This is a genomic window from Sagittula sp. S175 (assembly GCF_049800975.1).
Classification (GTDB): domain Bacteria; phylum Pseudomonadota; class Alphaproteobacteria; order Rhodobacterales; family Rhodobacteraceae; genus Sagittula.
The window spans coordinates 591,436-610,291 of sequence record NZ_JBNAGB010000001.1 but is presented as its reverse complement, the minus strand read 5'-3'; the positions used below and the strand labels follow the sequence as shown (position 1 = coordinate 610,291).

The 18,856-nt window shown below is 64.4% G+C and carries 14 protein-coding genes; 5 read left to right on the top strand and 9 right to left on the bottom strand.

What is annotated here, in order from left to right:
- Positions 1–286: 286 nt before the first annotated feature.
- Complete coding sequence (locus ACP16H_RS03035; protein WP_425070758.1) at positions 287–1,879, bottom strand: hypothetical protein; 1,593 nt, start codon at positions 1,877–1,879, stop codon at positions 287–289.
- Between the two features lie 130 nt (positions 1,880–2,009).
- On the opposite strand from ACP16H_RS03035, the gene ACP16H_RS03030 reads away from it, so the two are divergent.
- Complete coding sequence (locus ACP16H_RS03030) at positions 2,010–2,168, top strand: hypothetical protein (RefSeq protein ID WP_425070757.1); 159 nt, start codon at positions 2,010–2,012, stop codon at positions 2,166–2,168.
- Positions 2,169–2,388: 220 nt separating this feature from the next.
- On the opposite strand, the gene gatB is transcribed toward ACP16H_RS03030, so the two are convergent.
- Both gatB and ACP16H_RS03020 read right to left on the bottom strand, forming a co-directional pair.
- Positions 2,389–3,903 carry an Asp-tRNA(Asn)/Glu-tRNA(Gln) amidotransferase subunit GatB gene (gene gatB / locus ACP16H_RS03025; RefSeq protein WP_425070756.1) on the bottom strand — a complete coding sequence of 505 codons (1,515 nt, stop codon included), beginning with the start codon at positions 3,901–3,903 and terminating at the stop codon, positions 2,389–2,391.
- A gap of 170 nt (positions 3,904–4,073) precedes the next feature.
- Complete coding sequence (locus tag ACP16H_RS03020) at positions 4,074–5,354, bottom strand: hypothetical protein (protein WP_425070755.1); 1,281 nt, start codon at positions 5,352–5,354, stop codon at positions 4,074–4,076.
- A 265-nt stretch (positions 5,355–5,619) separates the two neighbouring features.
- Between ACP16H_RS03020 and ACP16H_RS03015 the strand changes: the two genes are divergently transcribed.
- Complete coding sequence (locus ACP16H_RS03015) at positions 5,620–6,522, top strand: transglycosylase SLT domain-containing protein (RefSeq protein WP_425070754.1); 903 nt, start codon at positions 5,620–5,622, stop codon at positions 6,520–6,522.
- Positions 6,523–6,574: 52 nt separating this feature from the next.
- Here the strand turns inward: ACP16H_RS03015 and ACP16H_RS03010 are convergent, their stop codons facing one another.
- The 4 genes from ACP16H_RS03010 to pepN form a co-directional block, all read right to left on the bottom strand.
- The gene (locus tag ACP16H_RS03010; protein WP_425070753.1) at positions 6,575–7,438 is read right to left on the bottom strand and encodes a lysophospholipid acyltransferase family protein; all 864 of its coding nucleotides are present in this window, start codon (positions 7,436–7,438) and stop codon (positions 6,575–6,577) included.
- A gap of 145 nt (positions 7,439–7,583) precedes the next feature.
- A complete protein-coding gene (locus ACP16H_RS03005) occupies positions 7,584–8,327 on the bottom strand; it encodes an SDR family oxidoreductase (protein ID WP_425070752.1) in 744 nt (247 codons plus the stop codon).
- A gap of 12 nt (positions 8,328–8,339) precedes the next feature.
- Positions 8,340–8,870 (bottom strand): hypothetical protein, encoded by a 531-nt coding sequence (locus ACP16H_RS03000; RefSeq protein WP_425070751.1) that lies wholly within the window; start codon positions 8,868–8,870, stop codon positions 8,340–8,342.
- A 140-nt stretch (positions 8,871–9,010) separates the two neighbouring features.
- On the bottom strand, positions 9,011–11,575 hold the full coding sequence (gene pepN / locus ACP16H_RS02995) for an aminopeptidase N (protein ID WP_425070750.1): 2,565 nt from the start codon (positions 11,573–11,575) through the stop codon (positions 9,011–9,013).
- A 135-nt stretch (positions 11,576–11,710) separates the two neighbouring features.
- Between pepN and ACP16H_RS02990 the strand changes: the two genes are divergently transcribed.
- Both ACP16H_RS02990 and ACP16H_RS02985 read left to right on the top strand, forming a co-directional pair.
- Positions 11,711–11,980, top strand: coding sequence for a hypothetical protein (locus ACP16H_RS02990; RefSeq protein WP_425070749.1), 270 nt, complete (start codon positions 11,711–11,713; stop codon positions 11,978–11,980).
- Positions 11,981–12,067: 87 nt separating this feature from the next.
- A complete protein-coding gene (locus ACP16H_RS02985) occupies positions 12,068–12,217 on the top strand; it encodes a DUF2256 domain-containing protein (protein WP_425070748.1) in 150 nt (49 codons plus the stop codon).
- A gap of 325 nt (positions 12,218–12,542) precedes the next feature.
- Here ACP16H_RS02985 and ACP16H_RS02980 read toward each other — a convergent pair whose 3' ends face one another.
- A complete protein-coding gene (locus ACP16H_RS02980) occupies positions 12,543–16,265 on the bottom strand; it encodes an efflux RND transporter permease subunit (RefSeq protein ID WP_425070747.1) in 3,723 nt (1,240 codons plus the stop codon).
- Positions 16,262–17,830 (bottom strand): efflux RND transporter periplasmic adaptor subunit, encoded by a 1,569-nt coding sequence (locus tag ACP16H_RS02975; RefSeq protein ID WP_425070746.1) that lies wholly within the window; start codon positions 17,828–17,830, stop codon positions 16,262–16,264. Before ACP16H_RS02975 ends, ACP16H_RS02980 begins: the two co-directional genes overlap by 4 nt.
- 309 nt (positions 17,831–18,139) lie before the next feature.
- On the opposite strand from ACP16H_RS02975, the gene ACP16H_RS02970 reads away from it, so the two are divergent.
- Complete coding sequence (locus ACP16H_RS02970; protein WP_425070745.1) at positions 18,140–18,799, top strand: tetratricopeptide repeat protein; 660 nt, start codon at positions 18,140–18,142, stop codon at positions 18,797–18,799.
- Positions 18,800–18,856: the final 57 nt, after the last annotated feature.

The window sequence follows — 18,856 nt, the reverse complement described above, 5'->3', positions numbered from 1 at the left end:
AGGGCCATGGCGAGATAAAAGCGAAATCGGGCCCCGCACCGGCCCAAGCAAAAAGGGGCGGGTCCCTGCGGACCACGCCCCGTTTGAATGAAGTAACGGATGAAATCCCCCGCTCTCAATCCTTTGCGTCGCGCCCCGACCAATCCTGAGGCTCCCCCGCGACCCGAACCAAAGGTCCGAACCCTCGGGGTGACAACACCCTAACATTTCCCCGTGACGTGGGGGCAGTCAGGGATTCCTTACGTAGGGTTATCGTGATGTAACCATGGGGTGAGGGGCCTCCCCATCACTCGCGCAACCCCGCACGCCGCTTTGAGATGTCCGCAAGAATCCAATCTGACTTCCCGATGTAATAGCTGGCTCCAGCCTCCTCCCAGACCTTCCGCGCCGCCCGCACCGAGGCCTCCGCATCGTCCAGATACGCCGCCTCGCCGGTCTTCTCGAACAGCGCTTCCTGTGCCAGACCAATATTCTCCACCGTCCCGGCCCAATCCAGCGGCACGCGCGCGCGGGTGCGTTCCTCCAGCGCCGCGCGATAGGCGGTGACGGCCTCCTCCAACCGCTCCGTGCCGCTCACCCGTTCCCCGAGGGCCCCAAGTGCAGTACCAAGGTTGTTCTGCACCGAGGCCCAATCCAGCGGCACGCGGTCGCGGGTGTATTCCTCCAGCGCCGCGCGATAGGCGGTGACGGACTCCTCCAAGCGCGCCGTGCCGCTCTCCCGCTCCCCAAGGGTCTGAAGCGCAGTGCCGAGGTTGTTCTGCGTCATGGCCCACTCCAGCGGCACGCGGTTGCGGGTCCGGACCGTTTGCGCCGCGCGATAGGCAGTGACGGCCTCCTGCAACAGCAAGGTGCCGCTCTGCCGTTCCCCGAGGCTTTGCAGCGCATTGCCGAGGTTGTTCTGCGTCATGGCCCAATCCAGCGGCACGCGGTCGCGGGTCCATTCCTCCAGCGCCGCGCGAAAGGCGGTGACCGCCTCCTCCAACCGCGTCGTGCCGCTCTCCCGTGCCCCGAGGGACCAAAGCGCAATGCCCAGATCGTTCTGCGCCTTGCCACGCTCATCGGCATCCCGCGCGCGGGACAGGCAGGCGCGGGCGAGGGCGATGGCGACTTCGAGGTCAAAGCCCAACCCCTTGTCCCGCCCGCGTTCGTACCAGACGTCCTGCACCGCCCGCAGCGCCTCGAACCCGCCGCCCTCGCGGGTCCAGCGGTCCAGTTCCAGCGCCGCCGCCCAGTCCACGTCGCGTTCCAGCACCGCCTGCGCCAGACCCTTTTCCACTAGCCGCAGATGCGCCGCCTCGCGGCGGGCCATCTCCTCCGCATCCTCTGCCAGCTTGCGCCGCAGATATTCCCCCGCGTCCTCGATCTGCCCTTCGGCGTTCAGCCGGTCCACCTCCGCCAGCACCGCATCCACCGCATCGTCGGTGTTCGACGGCAACCCCGCCCGCGCCTGCTGCTCCGCCGCGACCCGCAGCGCGTTGGCCAGTTCGTTCAGCGCGTTGTCGAAACTGTCCGGGTTCCCCTCGGCAAAGCGTTCGGCCAGGGCCTCCGCCAGCGCCTCCGGCACATGCGACTGCGCCACCGCGTCCTTCAGCGTCGTCAGCAGGCGATGCGCATAGCGCGCCAGTTCGATTTCCGCCGGGGTGCGGCAGGCGTCGATTTCGTCCTGAGTGACGATCCCGGCATCGCGGAAGTATTTCAGCGTCTTCGCCGTGGGTTTCTTTGTCTGGCCGTCTTCCAGTTTCTGGATGTCGCCCTTGCGCGTCTCGCCGCCCGGCCCAGCATTGGGCAGCACCTCGGAGGCCATGCGCGCATAGCTCCACCCGCGTTCCTCGCGTTTGCGACAGATCAGCCGACCAAAGCGCGCGCCGAAATGCGGCATCCGGTTTCCCCACGTTTCCCAACACTTCCAAATCTTACCCCACGGGGCTTTTTGCCCCGCGCACGCCAATCTGGTCCCGTCGACACTAACCAAGACCGGGCCCGGTTCTCAAGCATCGGAGAACCGCCAGATGAAGAAACTCTACGAAGCGCTGCGCGCCCCGCGCGTGAAGTTCACCCTCGCCCTGATCGCCGCGCTGGCCGGGGTGGCCAAGGCCTTCGGCCTCTGCCCCGAAACGGCGGGGCAGGTCGGCGCGCTGGTCAAGCTGGCGCTTGTCCTGCTCGGCTGACCCACCAATGGGGGGCGCGGCACCGCGCTCCCCGCACGGTTGGATTCATGTGTATGAACGACACGTGAACCCCCATCCCAGCCAAATTAACCAAATGTTCGCGCAACGTTCATGCGCATGGTTTCCGCATGCTTTCCGCATGGTTTCTGCATACGGAAAAAGGCCCCGAGTCATCACCCGGGGCCCCAATCTTAACCAATCTGTCCCGGCCCTTGCGGCGTCAGAGACCCAGCTTCGCCATGACGATGTCGTTGACCGCCTTCGGGTTGGCCTTGCCGCCCGTGGCCTTCATCACCTGACCCACGAACCAGCCTGCAAGCTTCGGATTCTGCTGGGCTTTTGCCACCTGGTCCGGGTTGGCCGCGATGATTTCGGCCACCGCCGTCTCGATTGCGCCGGTGTCGGTCACCTGCTTCATCCCGCGCGCCTCGACGATCTGTTCGGGGTCGCCGCCTTCGGTATAGACGATCTCGAACAGGTCCTTCGCGATCTTGCCGCTGATGGCGTCCGAGCGGATAAGCCGAATGATTCCAGCCAGTTGCTCCGGATTGACCGGGCTGTCCTCGATGCCCTTGTCGTCCTTTTTCAGGCGCCCGAACAGCTCGTTGATGACCCAGTTGGCGGCCAATTTACCGTCGCCAGCCCCCGCGGCAACCTTTTCGAAATAATCGGCATTCACCACCTCGGCGGTCAGAACCCCCGCGTCATAGTCCGATAGGCCGAAGTCATTGACAAACCGCGCCTTTTTCGCATCCGGCAGCTCCGGCAGGCTGGCCGCGATATCATCGACCCACTCTTGCTCGATCTCCAGCGGCAACAGGTCGGGGCAGGGGAAATACCGATAATCATGCGCCTCCTCCTTCGACCGCATCGACCGCGTCTCGTTCTTGTCCGGATCGTACAGGCGCGTCTCCTGATCGACCTTTCCGCCCGCCTCGACAATCGCGATCTGGCGCCGCGCTTCGACCTCGATGGCGGCCTGGATGAAGCGCATCGAGTTCATATTCTTGATCTCGCAGCGCGTGCCGAGATGCGAAAAGTCCTGCGTTTCCTGATACTTCTCATAAGCACCCGGCAAGCAGATCGACACGTTCACGTCCGCCCGCAGGTTGCCGTTCTGCATGTTGCCGTCGCAGGTCCCGAGATAGCGCAGGATCTGGCGCAGCTTGGCGATATAGGCGGCGGCTTCCTCCGGCCCCCGGATGTCGGGGCGCGACACGATCTCCATCAGCGCCACACCGGTGCGGTTCAGATCGACGAAGGACATGTGCGGGTCCATGTCGTGGATCGACTTGCCCGCGTCCTGTTCGACGTGGATACGCTCGACGCGTACGCGACGCGCGATGCCCGGCTCCATGTCGACGATGATCTCGCCCTCGCCGACCAGCGGATGATACAGCTGGGAAATCTGGTAGCCCTGCGGCAGGTCGGGGTAGAAGTAATTCTTGCGGTCGAAGGCCGATTTCAGGTTGATCTCTGCCTTCAGGCCAAGGCCAGTGCGCACAGCCTGCTCGATGCAGTATTCGTTGATCACCGGCAGCATCCCCGGCATGGCCGCATCCACGAAGGACACGTTGGAGTTCGGCTCGGCCCCGAAACGCGTCGACGCGCCCGAGAACAGTTTCGCCTGTGTCGCGATCTGTGCGTGGACCTCCATGCCGATGACCAGTTCCCAGTCGTGCTTGGCGCCCGCGATCACCTTGGGCTTGGGAGTCTCGAATGTCAGGTCCAGCATGATGTGTCCTCGTCAGAAAGGGTCAGGAGGTCGCATAATTCAGCAGGCGCGCGGGGGCAAGGCTGTTGGCAGGTTGAGCGCCCTTGCGGTCGCGCTGTTTGCCTGCGGTGCCCCTGCGGGGGCATCTGCGGGGTTTTGAGTAATTTTACCAAGAAGAAGCCCGAAAGGGTCTATTCCTTCAGCATCCTGACGCCATCGGCGGTGAACACCAGGCGGCGCCCGGCCTCCAGCGCGGGGGCGTAATATTCCGCCAAGCTCGAATTGGCGCGGATGCGGCCGCGTTTCAGGATGTCGTCGCTTGTCGCATTGTTGACGGCCCGGCCTGGTGTCGGGGCATGCGCCCAGATGGCGGGGTGCAGTTCGCGCAGGTGATCCTGCGTGATCCAGCCAAAGGCATCGGCCACGCGCCGCCGCGCGCTGCCGGGATCGCAGGGGCCGCCGACCGTCACACCGGTGAAAGCCGCAAGGCGGTTGGCCATGTCCTGCGTCGGAAAGCGATCGAGAATATCGTGCAGCCCCTCGCTGAACAGTTCCGCGTCGAGCCTGCGGAACGCACCAAGGTCGCGTTCCAGTGCGCCCATGTAGACCCAGGCATAGCCGCCGACGCCCCATATGTCCCGGGTTTGCATGGCGACGCGGCGCGCCTCGTTGTCCAGCACTTCCCAGGTGCCGAACCGGTGGGGGCGGGCGGCGTCGCCAAGCGCCTTCATGGTGGCGGGGACGCAGGGGGCCAGTTCGATCAGGTCCTCGTAATCGTCGGCGAGGCGGGCGGCGGGCTGGGTATCGGCCTCCAGCACGGCGCAGCGCAGCGCGGCCCAGAGCGGCGAGCCGGTTTCAAAGGGATCGAACAGATCGGCCATCGCCTGCGCCGTCTTCATGTGGTGGGCGTAAGCGGCGCGACGCTGTTGCGACAGCTTCGACGTGGCCGAAGCCCCGCGCCAGGCGTGCGCCATGTCCACATGCGCCATTGCGGTGATATAGGTCAGGGCAGGGCGGTGGACGGCGTCTTCGTCCTCGAGGCTGGTCTCGAAGGCGGCGAGCACAGCCTGTACGGCGCGCGGTTCGCCCCGGGCGCCTGCGGCACAGGCTGCTTCGACTGCGTCGGCGCGCGCGCCTTGGGCCAGGCATCCCGCCACGGGGTACAGGCCAGTTGTCAGCTGGCCTTGCGACTCGGCCGCTTGCATTTCCTCGGCCAGTTCATCCCAGGCTTCCTGCCGGGCAAGGAACCGGCCACGGGCCGTGTAGCGCGCGCATTCTTCGGCATCGGGGGAGGGGTCGCGCACGGGGATTTCGACCCGTGGCCTCAGTGGCGGGACGGGGGAGTGCACGGATCCCGCGCCGTTGGACTCCACCGGCGACTGCGCCTGCGGACCGTCATACGCGTCATTGCCCACCACGGACAGGCGCGGCGTTTGCTCGGACTGTGTGTTTTGAGACCGGATCAGGCGCATTGCTATTCCACGGGGCATCTGGGGACGAGACACTCTTTATACGTACGAGGGGACAGGGTGCCGTCGCTTCTGGGCCAAAACTGGGCGCGAAGGGGAACAAGCCCGGGCTTGTCTTCGGTCTTTCTCAGGCAGGAAGAGGACGGGAGATGGGCGCAGATGGTTCGAATTGGGCAGTAAATCGCCCGGATCGGCGTATCTTTGCCGTAATTTGCTAGAACTCGGTCAACCGTGGATGCACCGCAGGCTTGCCAACGGAGGGGATTCTATGCAGCTTGCACAGGTCATGTTGCGTGCTGCTGCCCTTATCACGCTCATCGGGACATTGTCGGTCTGGACGCCAGCGGATGCCAATCCGCTGTCCGTACCTGCCGAGCCCGCATCGCCTGAAGTCATCTCGGACCAGGCGGTCCTTGTCTCGTTGCGCCCCGCCACCCGCCGCCTTGCGGTGCCCGAAGCCCGCTGGGATGCAAAGCCCGGCCGAAAGAGCTGGACGATGGCCAGCCTCAAGGCCCTGCGCACCCATGCCAACAATCTACCAGATATCGTACCGAAGGATATAGCAAATTATTGCCCGGCTTACCCTACGGCATCGCGTGAACAGCGCGAGGCGTTCTGGGTCGGGCTGGTGTCTTCGCTCGCCTGGCACGAAAGCACGCACCGTCCGACGGCGGTCGGCGGGGGTGGTCTGTGGTACGGCCTGACACAGATCCTGCCTGGCACTGCGCGCAGCTACGGGTGCAAGGCGCGCTCGGGCGACGCATTGAAGGACCCCGAAGACAATCTGTCATGTGCATTCCGAATCATGTCACGAACCGTTGCGCGGGACCAGGTTGTCAGCGCCGGAATGCGGGGCGTGGCAGCCGACTGGGGGCCTTTCCACTCTTCTCGGAAGCGGCAGGACATGATGGAATGGACGCGATCCCAAGGCTACTGCCAAGGTATCGCCCGTTCGCTCAAGCCTAAAGCCCGTTCTCATGACTTGATGGCGAGCTTTGCCGTCGAGCAACATCACCGAGAGATGGCCGCTTTTGCAGAGGTGCGTCCGCAAGCGCGGACACAGACCGTCATTGCCCGCGCGCAGGCTGATCGCCTGCTGCCGGGCGCTCTGGGAGCGCCGCAGCAGGAGGCAATGGAAATGCCGGTCATCAGCACCCAGTCAGAAAGCTGACGCCACAAAAAAGGCCCCGCGCGGGGCCTTTTCCTCAAGCGTTCGAGAGCGGTTACACCTTGCGCCAACTCGGTCGCCGCGTCGCATCGACAAGGGATACCGCCGGTGCTTTGGGACCACCCAAAGCCAGCGTTGCCCGTCGCAGCATGTCGATGCCCTCTTCCGATTTGGCGGGAAGGGCAGAAGGCGAAATCGGCTCGCCAATGGTGATGCGGAACGGCTGCCGGGCCTTGTTCAGTGTCTCGTGGAACAGAGAAATGTCGCGCAGAGTCGGGTGAAGGATGTCGAAAAGATAGAACATCACGGAGTTCCGCGCCCGGATGTTCACCGGGATCACCGGCAATTCCAGCTTTCGCGCGATCATCGCGGCCGAGGCCATCCAAGGCCGCTCGTGCAGCGAAAGACCGCGCCGCTTCGCCAGCCGTCCCGAGGGAAAGATGACGCCAAGACGCCCATCTTCCACCGCTTGCCGGCAGTAGGCCATGGTTTCCTTGGTCTTGGCGTGCGACCGTTTCTCCTGTCGCCACTCCACCGGACAGATGATGTCATCCAACTGCGGCAGAACCCGCACGACGTCCTTGTTGGCAAAGAAATAGGTGTCGGGCCGAATATCCGCCAGCGCATTGTACAGCATCACGCCATCCGCCAGCCCTGTCGGGTGGTTCGACACGATCAGCGCCGGACCATGCCGGGGAATATTGTGCAGGCCCGAGACCTCGACATCGCGGTAGATCATCTGACCCAGCCGCCGGAACCCGTCCTGCGCACTCAGATGTTCGAGTTCGCGGGCCACTTCCAGCGTCAGCGGATACTGTAACACGCGTTCCAGCACCGCCTTGGCGGCGTTGACGGCAAGGTTGTCCCTCAGAAACCAGGGGGCGCGTTCCTCAATCAGCGGATCGATGCGGTCTTTCATGGGTCAGCCCAGATCACTTTTACGTAAAGGCTCCATGACAGAGGGTCTCCCCCCTGTCTAGTTTTCATCATCTGCTAACTATGACGGCAATGCAAATCGGCAATGTCCGGCGCAGCACCGCTGGGATATAAACCGTTCGTAAAGGTTAACGTCCGCCCGTCACGTCGAGGATGCTGCGCGTGACATAAGACGCGCGTTCCGACAGAAGCCAGAGGATCGATTCTGCAATCTCGTCGGCAGTGCCGGGACGTCCCAGAGGAGGCGTGCGCCCGATGCGCTCCAGACGGTCAGGGTCGCCGCCCTTTGCGTGAATGCCGGTTTCGATCAAGCCGGGACGGATCGCGTTGACCCGTATCCCCTCTGGTGCCAATTCATCCGCCAGCCCTAGCGTGAAGGTGTCGATGGCACCTTTGCTCGCGGCATAATCGATGTACATATTGGCCGATCCCAGCCGCGCCGCCGCGCTGGAGACATTGACGATGGCGCCGCCCTTGCCCCAACTCCGCATCAGACCGACCGTCCGCCGCGCCACCTCAATCGCGCCCATCACGTTGACCTGGAAAAGCTTTTCCACCCGCTCTGGTGTCAGATCCATGATCGAGGCATTTGACATCACCATGCCTGCGTTGTTCACAAGACCGATCCGCCCGGGCTTCAGTTCGGCCAGCTTGTCGAACATGCGCCCCACGGCCTTGGGTTTGGATACGTCTGCCTGAAAGACGTAGGCTTGTGCCCCCATGCTCTCGACAACCGATGCGGTTTGCTCGGCGCCATCCTTGTCCTGCCCGTAATGCACGACAATGCGCGACCAGCCCGAAAATGCAGCCATGCGGGCGGTTGCCGATCCGATACCAGCCGACGCCCCGGTTATGATGAGCAATCCACTCATTCCGACCCCCTTCTACGACAACCTGAAGGCACGCGTGAGGTCGTCCAGCGCTTCGCGCTGTTTGGCCGACAGGTCTCCGGAGCCAGCATTGGCCACGCCCTGCACGATGTCCATCAAGGGTTGGAAACCCTCCGCGCCCTGCATCTTGTATAGTTTTTTGCCCAATCGGGGAACAGCTTGGGCCGGGCCGCCGCATTCGTTCATGATCCAGCGTCCCAGGATCAGCAACTCTTCAGCGTCGCCTGTATTGACCCGACCGGCTCGCGCCAAGGCGCCGGTCAAGGCGATGCGCTGCTCTTTCGATGGCAGGTCGTCCAGTTCCAGAAAGGCGGTTCCCAGCGCCGCCAACGCGATGTTGGGATCGTCGATCGATTCTGCGGGATGTTCAGCCCCACGGCGGACGAATCCGAACCGCCTCGCGGCCAGTCGGACATCGTTGGCGACATCCATCAGTTCGGTGGTGAGATGTGCGGCGTTCCGCGCGCGCATGATAAAGAAATAAACAGCGGCAAGAACCCCAAGTGCGGCAATCAGAAACGGCATGACAAAACTCCAAGGCGAATGCCTCGCCAGCCTATCCTGTCCAGCGAGCATCCTGCAAGTCACTGAAATCCCGCCTTGTCAGGCCGCTCATGGCCGCGTCAGAAGCTTAGCGTCACGACGATCCGACATGCGCCCGTGAGTCAGACGCCAAGGATACGCGACACCATCTCATCCGTGTCTCGGCTCAGCTTTGGCTTGGCCTTGATCCGCTCAAGTTGTTCCCGCACCAGAGCCTGACGCGCTGCGTCGTAGCGTTTCCACGTCTGGAAAACAGAGCACATCCGTGCCGTGGTCTGCGGGTTCAGGTCATCCAGCGCGATCAGTTTGTCGGTCAACAGCCTGTAGCCCGCGCCGTCCTTGCGGTGGAAGGCCGCGTGGTATCCCGACAGCGCCCCCAACGTGGCGCGAAAGCGGTTCGGGTTGGTCATGGTGAAATCGGCGTGGCGGGTCAGAGCGTCGGCACGTTCTACCGCCTCGGCCGGGGGCAGGGCGCTGATTTGCAGGCCGAACCACTTGTCCATGACCAACCGATCGTGTCGCCATTGGTCGTAGAAGGCGGCCAGAACGGCGTCGCCTTTGCCAGCCTTGACCAATTGAACAAGCGCGGAAAGCTGAAGCGTCATGTTGTCGGCGGCGTCGTATTGGGCCTTTGCCGCTGCTCCGCCGTCCAGCCTGCTCAGCAAAGACAAGACGGCCCCACCGAGGGCCCGCTTGCCGGATTGTTCAGCGTTTGGTGCGTAGGCTTCGGTGACTTGTGCCTCGGCGGCGAGGCGAGGCAAGAGATCGACCCAACGCTCGGCCTTGAACTGGGCAAGGCTTTCGCCCGCATCGTAGATGGCCTCTGGGTCGGGGGTGTGGCCGCGCTCGTGCAGGATTTGTGCCAGTTCGGCGGCTCCGGGGCCGCCCATCATCAGGGCACGATAGGCGGGATCGAGGGTTTCGTCACGCAACACCGCTTCCAGCCCGTCGAGCCAGGCAGTGTCGGGGCCCGTGCCGTCGAGGATCATCGACACGAGACACTCGCGGGCGAGGTCGCGATTGGCCTCCCAACGGTTGAAACTGTCGGTGTCATGGGCCAGAAGAAAGGCCTTTTCCTGCGGGGAGGTGTCCCGCTCCAGCACCACGGGGGCCGAGAAACCGCGCAGGATAGACGACGTCGGTTTCGCGGCGAAACCTCCGAACTCGAAGGTCTGCTCCGCTTGGTCCAGTTCCAGAACGGTGGTCGGCAGCACCTCGTCCCCGTTCGGATTCAGCAGGCCGACCGCGATGGGGATCACCTGGGGGGCCTTGCCGGACTGGTTGGGGGTGTCCGGGGAATGCTGGGTGAAGGTCAGGGAATAGGTGCCGTTAACGAAGGTTTCGGAAACCTTGACGCGCGGGGTGCCGGACTGGGAATACCACAGCTTGAACTGCGACAGGTCGCGGCCGGTGGCATCCTCGAAGACCTTCAGCCAGTCCTCAATGGTGGCGGCATCGCCGTCGTGGCGGTCGAAATAGAGGTCCAGCGCCTTGTAATAGGCCTCGTCCCCAACCAGAAGTTTCAGCATGCCGATGACCTCGGCGCCCTTTTCATACACCGTTGCGGTGTAGAAGTTGTTGATCTCCTGGAAGCTTTCGGGCCGCACCGGGTGCGACAGGGGGCCCTGATCCTCGGGGAACTGGCGGGCGCGCAGGTCGATGACGTCCGAGATCCGCTTCACCGGGGCAGAGCGCAGGTCGGAGGTGAACTGGCTGTCGCGGTAGACGGTCAGGCCTTCCTTGAGACACAGCTGGAACCAGTCGCGGCAGGTGATGCGGTTGCCGGTCCAGTTGTGGAAATATTCATGGGCGATGATCGCCTCGATGCGCTCGAAATTCGCGTCGGTCGACGTTTCCCGGGAGGCCAGAACGCAGGAGGAATTGAAGATGTTCAGACCCTTGTTCTCCATCGCGCCCATATTGAAATCATCGACGGCCACGATGTTGAAGACGTCAAGATCGTATTCACGCCCGTAAACGTCCTCGTCCCACTTCATGGAATCCTTCAACGCCTGCATGCCGAAGGAGCATTTGCCCTCGTCGCCGGGACGCACCCAGATGTTCAGGTCCACATCGCGCCCCGAGCGGGTCACGAATTTTCCCGGAAAATTCACCAGCTCCCCGGCCACAAGGGCAAAGAGATAGGCGGGCTTGGGCCAGGGGTCGTGCCATTCCGCGAAACCCTCGCCGGAGGCACCGGGATTGCCATTCGACAGCTTCACAGGCTCGGCCCCCTCGATGCGGACGGTGAAGACCGACATCACGTCGGGGCGGTCGGGGTAGTAAGTAATCTTGCGAAAACCTTCCGCCTCGCATTGTGTGCAATACATGCCGTTGGACATGTAAAGACCCTCAAGCGCGGTGTTGCGCACCGGGGCGATTTCGACCTCGCATTCCCAGAGGAACGGGCCTGCGGGCACGGCCACCTTCAACCCGCCGTCGACCATCTGCGGCGCGACCTCGACTCCGTCGATTGCCGCGCGGATAAGGGTCAGCTCCTCGCCATGCAGAAAGAAATCCTGCGCAGGCGCTGCCGGGTTCGGTGCGAAGTGGATGCTGGCCAGGACGCGCGTGGCCTCTGGCGCCAATCGGAAGGTCAGGTGCACGTCTTCGACGGTCCAGCCGAAGGGGGTGTAATCCTTGAGGTAGACGGTCTGCGGCGTGGCCTGCGGTGCCTGGTCCTTCATGATCTATGCTCCTGTTGCCTTGGCCCTGCGAGGAACCTGATGGAACCGGGGCGTCGGTTCAAGTGTTAGGCCTGCAAGAGGGGGGCGGCAACCAGAACGCCCCGATGTTTACAACAGTTCAGCGAGGAATGTCCCATGTCCGCACCCGACACCAACATCAAGGTTCAAGAACGCCAGCACAAGGCACCGCTGAGTGGCATGGCGCTGGCCGTGGGGTTCGGCGTGCTGCTGATCGCCTTCCTTGGCGGCTACCTGATGGTCACCGGAAATGAGCCGGGCGAGGCCGATGTGGCCCCGGCAGCGACCATGAGCACCACGGAAGAGGCCGACCCGGCTGTCACGCAGGACCCGGTGTCGGGGATCGTGAACCCGGGCGCACCGGAGGCCGCTGGCGCGTCGGAGTGATCTGCCACGTTTGACGGTTCGTAGTGCCAAGGCGCGTCCAGATGGGGCGCGCCTTTTGTCATGTGTGGATGCCTTGGGAGGGACGCCATGCCGCGCGGTGTCAAGAAGGCCGATCTGCCGCAGAAGCTGTGTGCCTGCTGCGGCAAGCCCTTTGCCTGGCGCAAGAAATGGGCGCGGGACTGGGAGGCGGTTAGGTTCTGTTCCGAGCGCTGTCGGAAGGAGGGGAGAGGTAAATGAGCCTGGTGCGATTCAAGAGCCGATTAACCACTTTGTAGTTTCGCGCGCTTGGCCTCCGCCTTGCGCCGACATTTCGGCGTAGAAAGGAGGTAGAAAGGAGGTAGAATGAATGAGCACACTTATCGTTGGCTGACTGTCAGCCTGACGGTTCTCACGATCCTCGTGATGATCGCATTGGCCTGACATAGGTCGGCCCGGGATGCTGGCACATCCCGGGCCTCATTAGAAAGGAGTGTAGAATGAACGCTCCACATATCGTGCATCAAAGATAGGCGCGTTTTCCTAACAAATCAATAATGGCTGCGCGCGATGGTTACCGTCGTGGTCACTCTGCTGCGCGCAGGCCGGGGTCTTCGGGGAAGGTCTGGGGGGCCGTCCGAGGGGCGGCGCCGTCGAGGTCTTCCCACTGGATCTCCGGGGCCCTGATCCGCTTGGCCTCGCGGGCCAGCGCCCAGTCGCGGGCGATGCGCGAGCCGCGGCCAAAGGACAGGCGGGCGAGTTGCGTGGCGATCCACTTGGCGTAGGTCGAGGCCCAGATGCGAATGGCCAGCATCGAGGGGGTGAACACCAGCGTCAGGATGGTTGCCGTCGCAAGGCCGAAGACCACCGCCGTGGCGAGGTTCTTCCACCACAGCGCCGTGGGGCTGTCGATGGAATAGCCGCCGCCGAAGAAGTCGAGCGAGAGGCCGAACATCATCGGCGTCAGGCCCGCGATGGTGGTGATGGTGGTCAGCAGCACCGGGCGGATGCGGTCCTCGGCGGTGCGCACGATGGCCTCGAGCCGGGGCATGTAGCGTTCGTATTCCTGGTAGGTGTCGATCAGCACGATATTGTTGTTCACCACGATGCCCGCAAGCGCGACGATGCCGACGCCGGTCATGATGATCGAGAAGAACTGCCCCATGATAATCATGCCCCAGAGCACGCCCGCGACGGACATGATGACGGCGAGCAGCACTAGCACCGAGTTGTAGAAGGAGTTGAACTGCGCCAGCAGGATGATGAACATCAGCCCGAGCGCGCCGGTGAAGGCCGATTGCAGGAAGGCGCCGGATTCCTCCTGGTCCTCCTGATCGCCGGTCCATTCGTAGTCGATGCCGGTTGGGAGAGGGGAGGTTTCCAGCCAGTCTGTCAGCGTGGCGATGCGCTCGTTGGCGGTGACCGGCTGGGCGGTGGGGGTGGTGCTTTCGAGCGTTTCGAGGTCGGTGGCGGAGACGTGGTAGGTCTTGTCGCCCAAGGTGAAGGGGACTTGGTCGCCGGTCTGTTCCGTGGTGCCGAGGGCGAGGGTGGTGCCGTCCTTGTCGGTGAATTTGACCAGCCCGTCGGCCACGTCGGCCTTTACGTCGAAGTAGCGTTTCTGGTCGATGCGGTTGATCTCGGCCAGCTTTTCGACGGGGGTGCGGGTGATGAAGTTGGACAGTGGCACGAGGCCGTCGGCGGTGCGCACCTTGAGCGTGTCGAGGGTGGACAGGACGCGGTCCTGTTCGGGCAGGCGGACGCGGATCTCGATTTCCTCGTCGGAGCTATCGACGCGCATGGTGTCGAGCAGGATGCCACGGGTCACGAGCTGGACCATGGCTCCCACAGTGGCGACGTCGGCACCGTAGAGGCCGGCCTTTTCCACGTCCACGTCGATCTGCCAGTCGATGCCGGGCAGGGGGCGGGTGTCCTCGATCAGGGTGAGGCCGGGGGTGGCGTCATATTTCTCGCGCGCCAGTGTCGTGGCGGCGAGGAGGTCGTCCCAGTTGTCGCCCTTGAGGCGGAGGTGGACGGGCTTGCCCGAGGCCGGGCCGCGCGCTTGGGCGAGGATCTCGACCTCAATGCCGGGGATCTGTTCCAGCTGGCGGGTCAGGCGGGCGATGATGACGTCGCCGTCGAGGTCGGCCAGCGTCACGTCCTGCGCATGCGAGGCGGCGTAGGCGGCGCGGTCCTCCCACGGAATGGTTTCCAGCTGGACCTGGCCGATGGTGTCCTTGGGGGCCTCGGCGCCGCCGGTGTTGTTGTTCAACCCGCCGTCGCCCGCGAAGGAGAAGGCGTTGAGGATGCCGGGGTGGGCGAGGACGATGTCCTCGGCGCGTTTGACGATGGCGTCCTTCTCGGCGAGCGAGAGGTTGCCGCGGGCGCGGACGTAGACGATGGCCTGTTCGGGCTCGGAATCCACGAAGAAGTTCACGCCGTTGTTGTTCTGCCCGTAGTAGACGAAGCTGAACCCGACGAAGCCCACGACGGACGCGGCGGTCAGCAGCGGCATGATCGGGTTGCCCGCGATGAAGTGGATCACATGGCCAAAGGCGGTGCGGCGGTAGCTGCCGTTGATCCGCTTGGGCTTGCGCACGGGGGCGGCGGCGTCCAGCACGACCGAGGCCATGACTGAGAACAGCATGAAGACCACGACGCCCGGGAAACGCGCTCCGAACCCGGTGGCGTCGGTCGGGCCGAGGTAGGCGGGGTTCAGCACCATCATGGCGCCGGTATAAAGACCGATCAGCGCCACGGGGACCAGCGCCACGCGCAGCCACCAGGGGGCGGCACGTCGCAGGCCCTGACCCATGCGGTGGACCTGCCGCGACCAGCGGCCCGAGACGCCGCCCATGACCGGCAGGTAGATCAGCGCCACCACCAGCGAGGCGGAGAGGACAAAGATCAGCGTCACCGGCAACATGCCCATGAACTGCCCCGCCACGCCGGGCCAGAACAGCATCGGCAGGAAGGCGCAAAGCGTCGTCGCCGTGGACGACACCACCGGCCAGAACATGCGGTGCGCGGCCTCGACATAGGCGTGCATCGGGCCGGAGCCTTCGTCGATACGCTTGTCGGCGTATTCCACCACCACGATGGCCCCGTCCACTAGCATCCCCACGGCGAGGATCAGGCCGAACATGACGATGTTGGAGACCGACACGCCCATCAGCGCCAGCAGCAGGAAGCACAACAGGAAGGAGGTCGGGATGGCAAAGCCCACCAGCAGCGCGGGGCGCAGGCCCAGCGAGGCGAGGACCACGATCATCACCAGCGCGATGGCGGTCAGCACGGAGCCTTCGAGCTGCGAGACCATGGAGGCCACCTGCCGCGACTGGTCGTTGGAGGCACCGATATCGAGGATGGCCTGCAATTCGGGGGGCCAGTTGGCCTCGGCCTCGGCGATCACCGCGCGCACCTCGTTGGCGGTGTCGATGATATTGAAGCCCTTGCGCTTGACCACTTGCAGGGCAACGGTCGTTTCACCGTTGAAACGCGCGGTGCCGAGACGGTCCTCGAAGGTCAGGCGGATGTCGGCCAGTTCGCCCAGCGTCACGGTGCGCTGGCCGTTGGTCTTGATGGGGAGATTATAGATATCCTGGCTTTCCTCGAAGGAGGCCGGAATTTTGACCGCAAAGGTGCCCTGATCGGTTTCGATCTCGCCCGCGGCGATCAGCTGGTTGTTGTTCTGGACGATCTGGATCAGCTCACCGGCGGTGACGTTATAACTTTCCAGACGCAGCGGATCGATGACCACCTCGACCATCTCGTCGCGGTTGCCCGCGATCCCGGCCTCGAGCACGGAATCGAGCGTTTCCACCCGGTCCTGCAAATCCTTGGCGATCTTTGCCATGGTGCGCTCCGGCACCGGGCCGGTGAGGTTGACGATGAGGATGGGGAATTCCGAGAAGTTGATCTCGTTGATCGAGTATTTCTCGGCCCCGCTGGGGAATTTGCCCTCGACCGTGTTCATGGCGTCGCGGACGTCGGCGATGATCTCTGTCTTGTTCCAGCCGAATTCGAATTCAAGCGCGACACCGGCATAGCCTTCGGCGGCGGTGCCGGACATCTTTTTCAGCCCGTCGAGGTCGGAAAGCTCTGTCTCCATCGGTTTGACGAGAAGCTTTTCGGCGTCGGCGGCAGAGATGCCGGGGAAGGGGACCGAGACGAAAAGCGCCGGGATTTCGATATCCGGTTCGCCTTCCTTGGGGAGCGTGGCATAGGCCCAGCCCCCGGCGACCAGCGACAGGAAAATGAAGGCGATGACCATCCGGGCGCGCTGTGCGGCCCAGTCGATGATTCCGGTCATTGAATGACCTCCTCGAAGCTGGGCAGGACCGGCACGCCGTCGGTGACGTATTCCTGGCCAAGGATGATGATATCGGCGGATTCCGGCAGGCCCGCGACCCAGACGCCCTGCCGGGTGTCGCGCAGGACCGAGACGGGGACGAACAGCGCGGTGCCGTCCGTGGCGATGGTGCGCACGCCCAACTCGCCCTCGTCATCGAGGGTGAGGGCGGATTGCGGGATCAGATGGCCGCGTGCGCCGTCGGCCTCGATCGCGATATCGGCGGTCTGGCCGTCGCGGATCGCGAGGTCGGGGTTGGCGACTTCGAGTTCGACGCGGAAGGTGCGGGTGGCCGGGTCGGCGGAGCGCGAGATAAAGGCGACGGTGCCCACGATTTCGCGGCCATCCACGAGGCGCGCTCCGGCGCGGGCGCCAAGGTCGATGCGCCCCACGGAGGTTTCCGGCACGTAGGCCACGATCTTGACCGGGTCGAGCTGGATCACGGTGGCGCAGGCCGATCCTGGCTGCATCAGCGCGCCCAGTTCGGCGGTGTCGGTTTCCAAGAGGCCGCCGAAGGGGGCGGTGATGGAGAGGTTTTCGATCTCCCGCTCGGCGGCGGCCACGGCGGCCTCGGCGGACTGGATCGAGGAGAGCGCGCTTTCCTCGCCGGTCATGGCGGCCTGCACGCCCGCCTGCGCGCTTTCGAGTTGCGATTTGGCGGAGGCCACGGCGGCCTTGGCGCCTTCGACGCCGGAGAGGGCGCTTTGTACGCCTGCGCGTGCGCCTTCGACGGCGGATTTCGCGGCTTCGATCCCGGCGGCGGCGCTTTTCAGGCCGGTCTGGGCGGTCTGCACCTGCGCCTTGGCGGATTCAAAGGCCGCCTCGGCCCCGGCGAGGCGGGTCTGGGCGGCAAAGCCGTCGCGGGCAAGGGACTGCGCGGCGGTGAGGTTGATTTCGGCCTCGCGCACGCGGGCGGCGGCCTCGGTCACGCGGGCCTCGGATTCCGGCAGGCGGGCGCGGGCTTCTTCGAGGGCGGCCTCGACCTCCGGCACGCGGGCGCGGGCCTGGGCGAGGGTGGCCTCGGCGGCGGGGACGTTGGCCTGGGCCTCGAGGATGCGGGCCTCAGCGGCGGGGACCTGTGCCTTTGCTTCGGCGAGGCGGGCGCGGGATTCCGGAAGGAGGGCCTTGGCGGAGGCGAGGCGGGCCTCGGCCTCGCGCTTGGATACGGCGCGGGTGCCGGGGTCGAGTTCACAGAGCAGTTGCCCGGCGGTGACCTGCGCGCCCTTGCGCAGCGGTTCCGAGATGACCTTGCCGGAAGTTTCGGCGCGGACTTCGACTTGGCGGACGGCCTGGGTCTCGCCGCGCAGGACGACGGCGCTGTCGACAGGCTGGGCGGTGGAGCGACGGGCCATGACACGGACGGCGCCGTCGGGGGTCGTTTGTGCGGTTTCGGTTTCGGTATCTGTCGCCGGGGTCTCGGGAGCCGGGTCCTGCCCGCTGAAGGCCATGAGCGCGTCGCGCTCCATCACCAGGGCATAAAGCACGGCGGCCACGATGATGGCGGTGATGATCGAAACTATTCGCATTCCCGGTGTTCCCGTGTGTCCAGCACCGGCCGGTGTTCCGGTCGGCGGGGTTTGTCTGTTCGTATGGTCTTACGTGTCGCGCGGCAGTTCGGCTCAGTCGCGGGCGAATGAACCGTTTGGTTCAGTTTCTTAGGGAGTCGCGGGCTTCGCCGCAAGGTTGATCGATGCAAATTGCATGGAAACCGGCTGTTTCCGCTTCTTTTCCTGTCGGGTTCTGGCAAGAGTGCCACTGTTGCGGGCGGATCGCTTGGTGTTGGCAACGGGCGGGGCAGGCTGTAAGAGGGGGCAAATTGCGAACGGGGGGCGCGGGTGAGCAACGCTGAGAGTTTCATCGACGAGGTGACCGAAGAGGTCAAACGCGACAGGCTGTTCGCGGCGATGCGCAAGTATGGCTGGATCGCGGTGCTGGTGGTGCTGGCGCTGGTCGGTGGCACGGCGTGGCGCGAGTATTCCAAGGCGCAGGAGGCCGCGCAGGCGCAGGCGCTGGGGGATAGCATCCTCGCGGCGATGGATAGCGGTGACTCAGCCGCGCGCGCCACCGCTCTGGAAGACGTGGCCGCTCCGAATGCCTCCGCCGATGCCATCGTCGAGATGCTTGCCGCCGAGGCTGAAGTCGAGGCAGGCAATGTCGACGCGGCGGTGAAGCGGTTGCAGGCTGTGGCGGACAACGCCGGGGTTCCGCAGATCTATCGGCAGATCGCCAGCTTCAAGGCGCTTACCAGCGGTGCGAGTGTGCTGACGGTCGAGGACCGCCGTGCGGGCTTTCAGGCACTTGCCGTCGCTGGCCAACCGCTGCGCTTGCTGGCAGAAGAACAGCTGGCCCTGATCGATGTCGAAACCGGTGAGCGGGATGCCGCCATCGAACGCCTGCAGACCTTGCTGCAGGATGCCGAGATCACCGCAGGCTTGCGCCGCCGGGCAAGTCAGTTGATTGTGGCACTGGGTGGTACGCTGCCGGAGCAGGCCTGAGCCATCAGGCCCGTCGTTCTGGCGGGAGAGGATCGCAGGCGGGGAGAACCCGGCGCG

Excerpts from the sequence above, each read along its gene's own strand:
- pepN (WP_425070750.1), bottom strand. The coding sequence starts at position 11,575 with ATGAAGGACCAGGCACCGCAGGCCACGCCGCAGACCGTCTACCTCAAG.
- gatB (WP_425070756.1), bottom strand. The coding sequence starts at position 3,903 with ATGCTGGACCTGACATTCGAGACTCCCAAGCCCAAGGTGATCGCGGGC.
- ACP16H_RS02985 (WP_425070748.1), top strand. The coding sequence starts at position 12,068 with ATGCCGCGCGGTGTCAAGAAGGCCGATCTGCCGCAGAAGCTGTGTGCC.
- ACP16H_RS03000 (WP_425070751.1), bottom strand. The coding sequence starts at position 8,870 with ATGCCGTTTCTGATTGCCGCACTTGGGGTTCTTGCCGCTGTTTATTTC.
- ACP16H_RS03005 (WP_425070752.1), bottom strand. The coding sequence starts at position 8,327 with ATGAGTGGATTGCTCATCATAACCGGGGCGTCGGCTGGTATCGGATCG.
- ACP16H_RS02980 (WP_425070747.1), bottom strand. The coding sequence starts at position 16,265 with ATGACCGGAATCATCGACTGGGCCGCACAGCGCGCCCGGATGGTCATC.
- ACP16H_RS03015 (WP_425070754.1), top strand. The coding sequence starts at position 5,620 with ATGCAGCTTGCACAGGTCATGTTGCGTGCTGCTGCCCTTATCACGCTC.
- ACP16H_RS02975 (WP_425070746.1), bottom strand. The coding sequence starts at position 17,830 with ATGCGAATAGTTTCGATCATCACCGCCATCATCGTGGCCGCCGTGCTT.
- ACP16H_RS03010 (WP_425070753.1), bottom strand. The coding sequence starts at position 7,438 with ATGAAAGACCGCATCGATCCGCTGATTGAGGAACGCGCCCCCTGGTTT.
- ACP16H_RS02990 (WP_425070749.1), top strand. The coding sequence starts at position 11,711 with ATGTCCGCACCCGACACCAACATCAAGGTTCAAGAACGCCAGCACAAG.
- ACP16H_RS03030 (WP_425070757.1), top strand. The coding sequence starts at position 2,010 with ATGAAGAAACTCTACGAAGCGCTGCGCGCCCCGCGCGTGAAGTTCACC.
- ACP16H_RS03035 (WP_425070758.1), bottom strand. The coding sequence starts at position 1,879 with ATGCCGCATTTCGGCGCGCGCTTTGGTCGGCTGATCTGTCGCAAACGC.
- ACP16H_RS03020 (WP_425070755.1), bottom strand. The coding sequence starts at position 5,354 with ATGCGCCTGATCCGGTCTCAAAACACACAGTCCGAGCAAACGCCGCGC.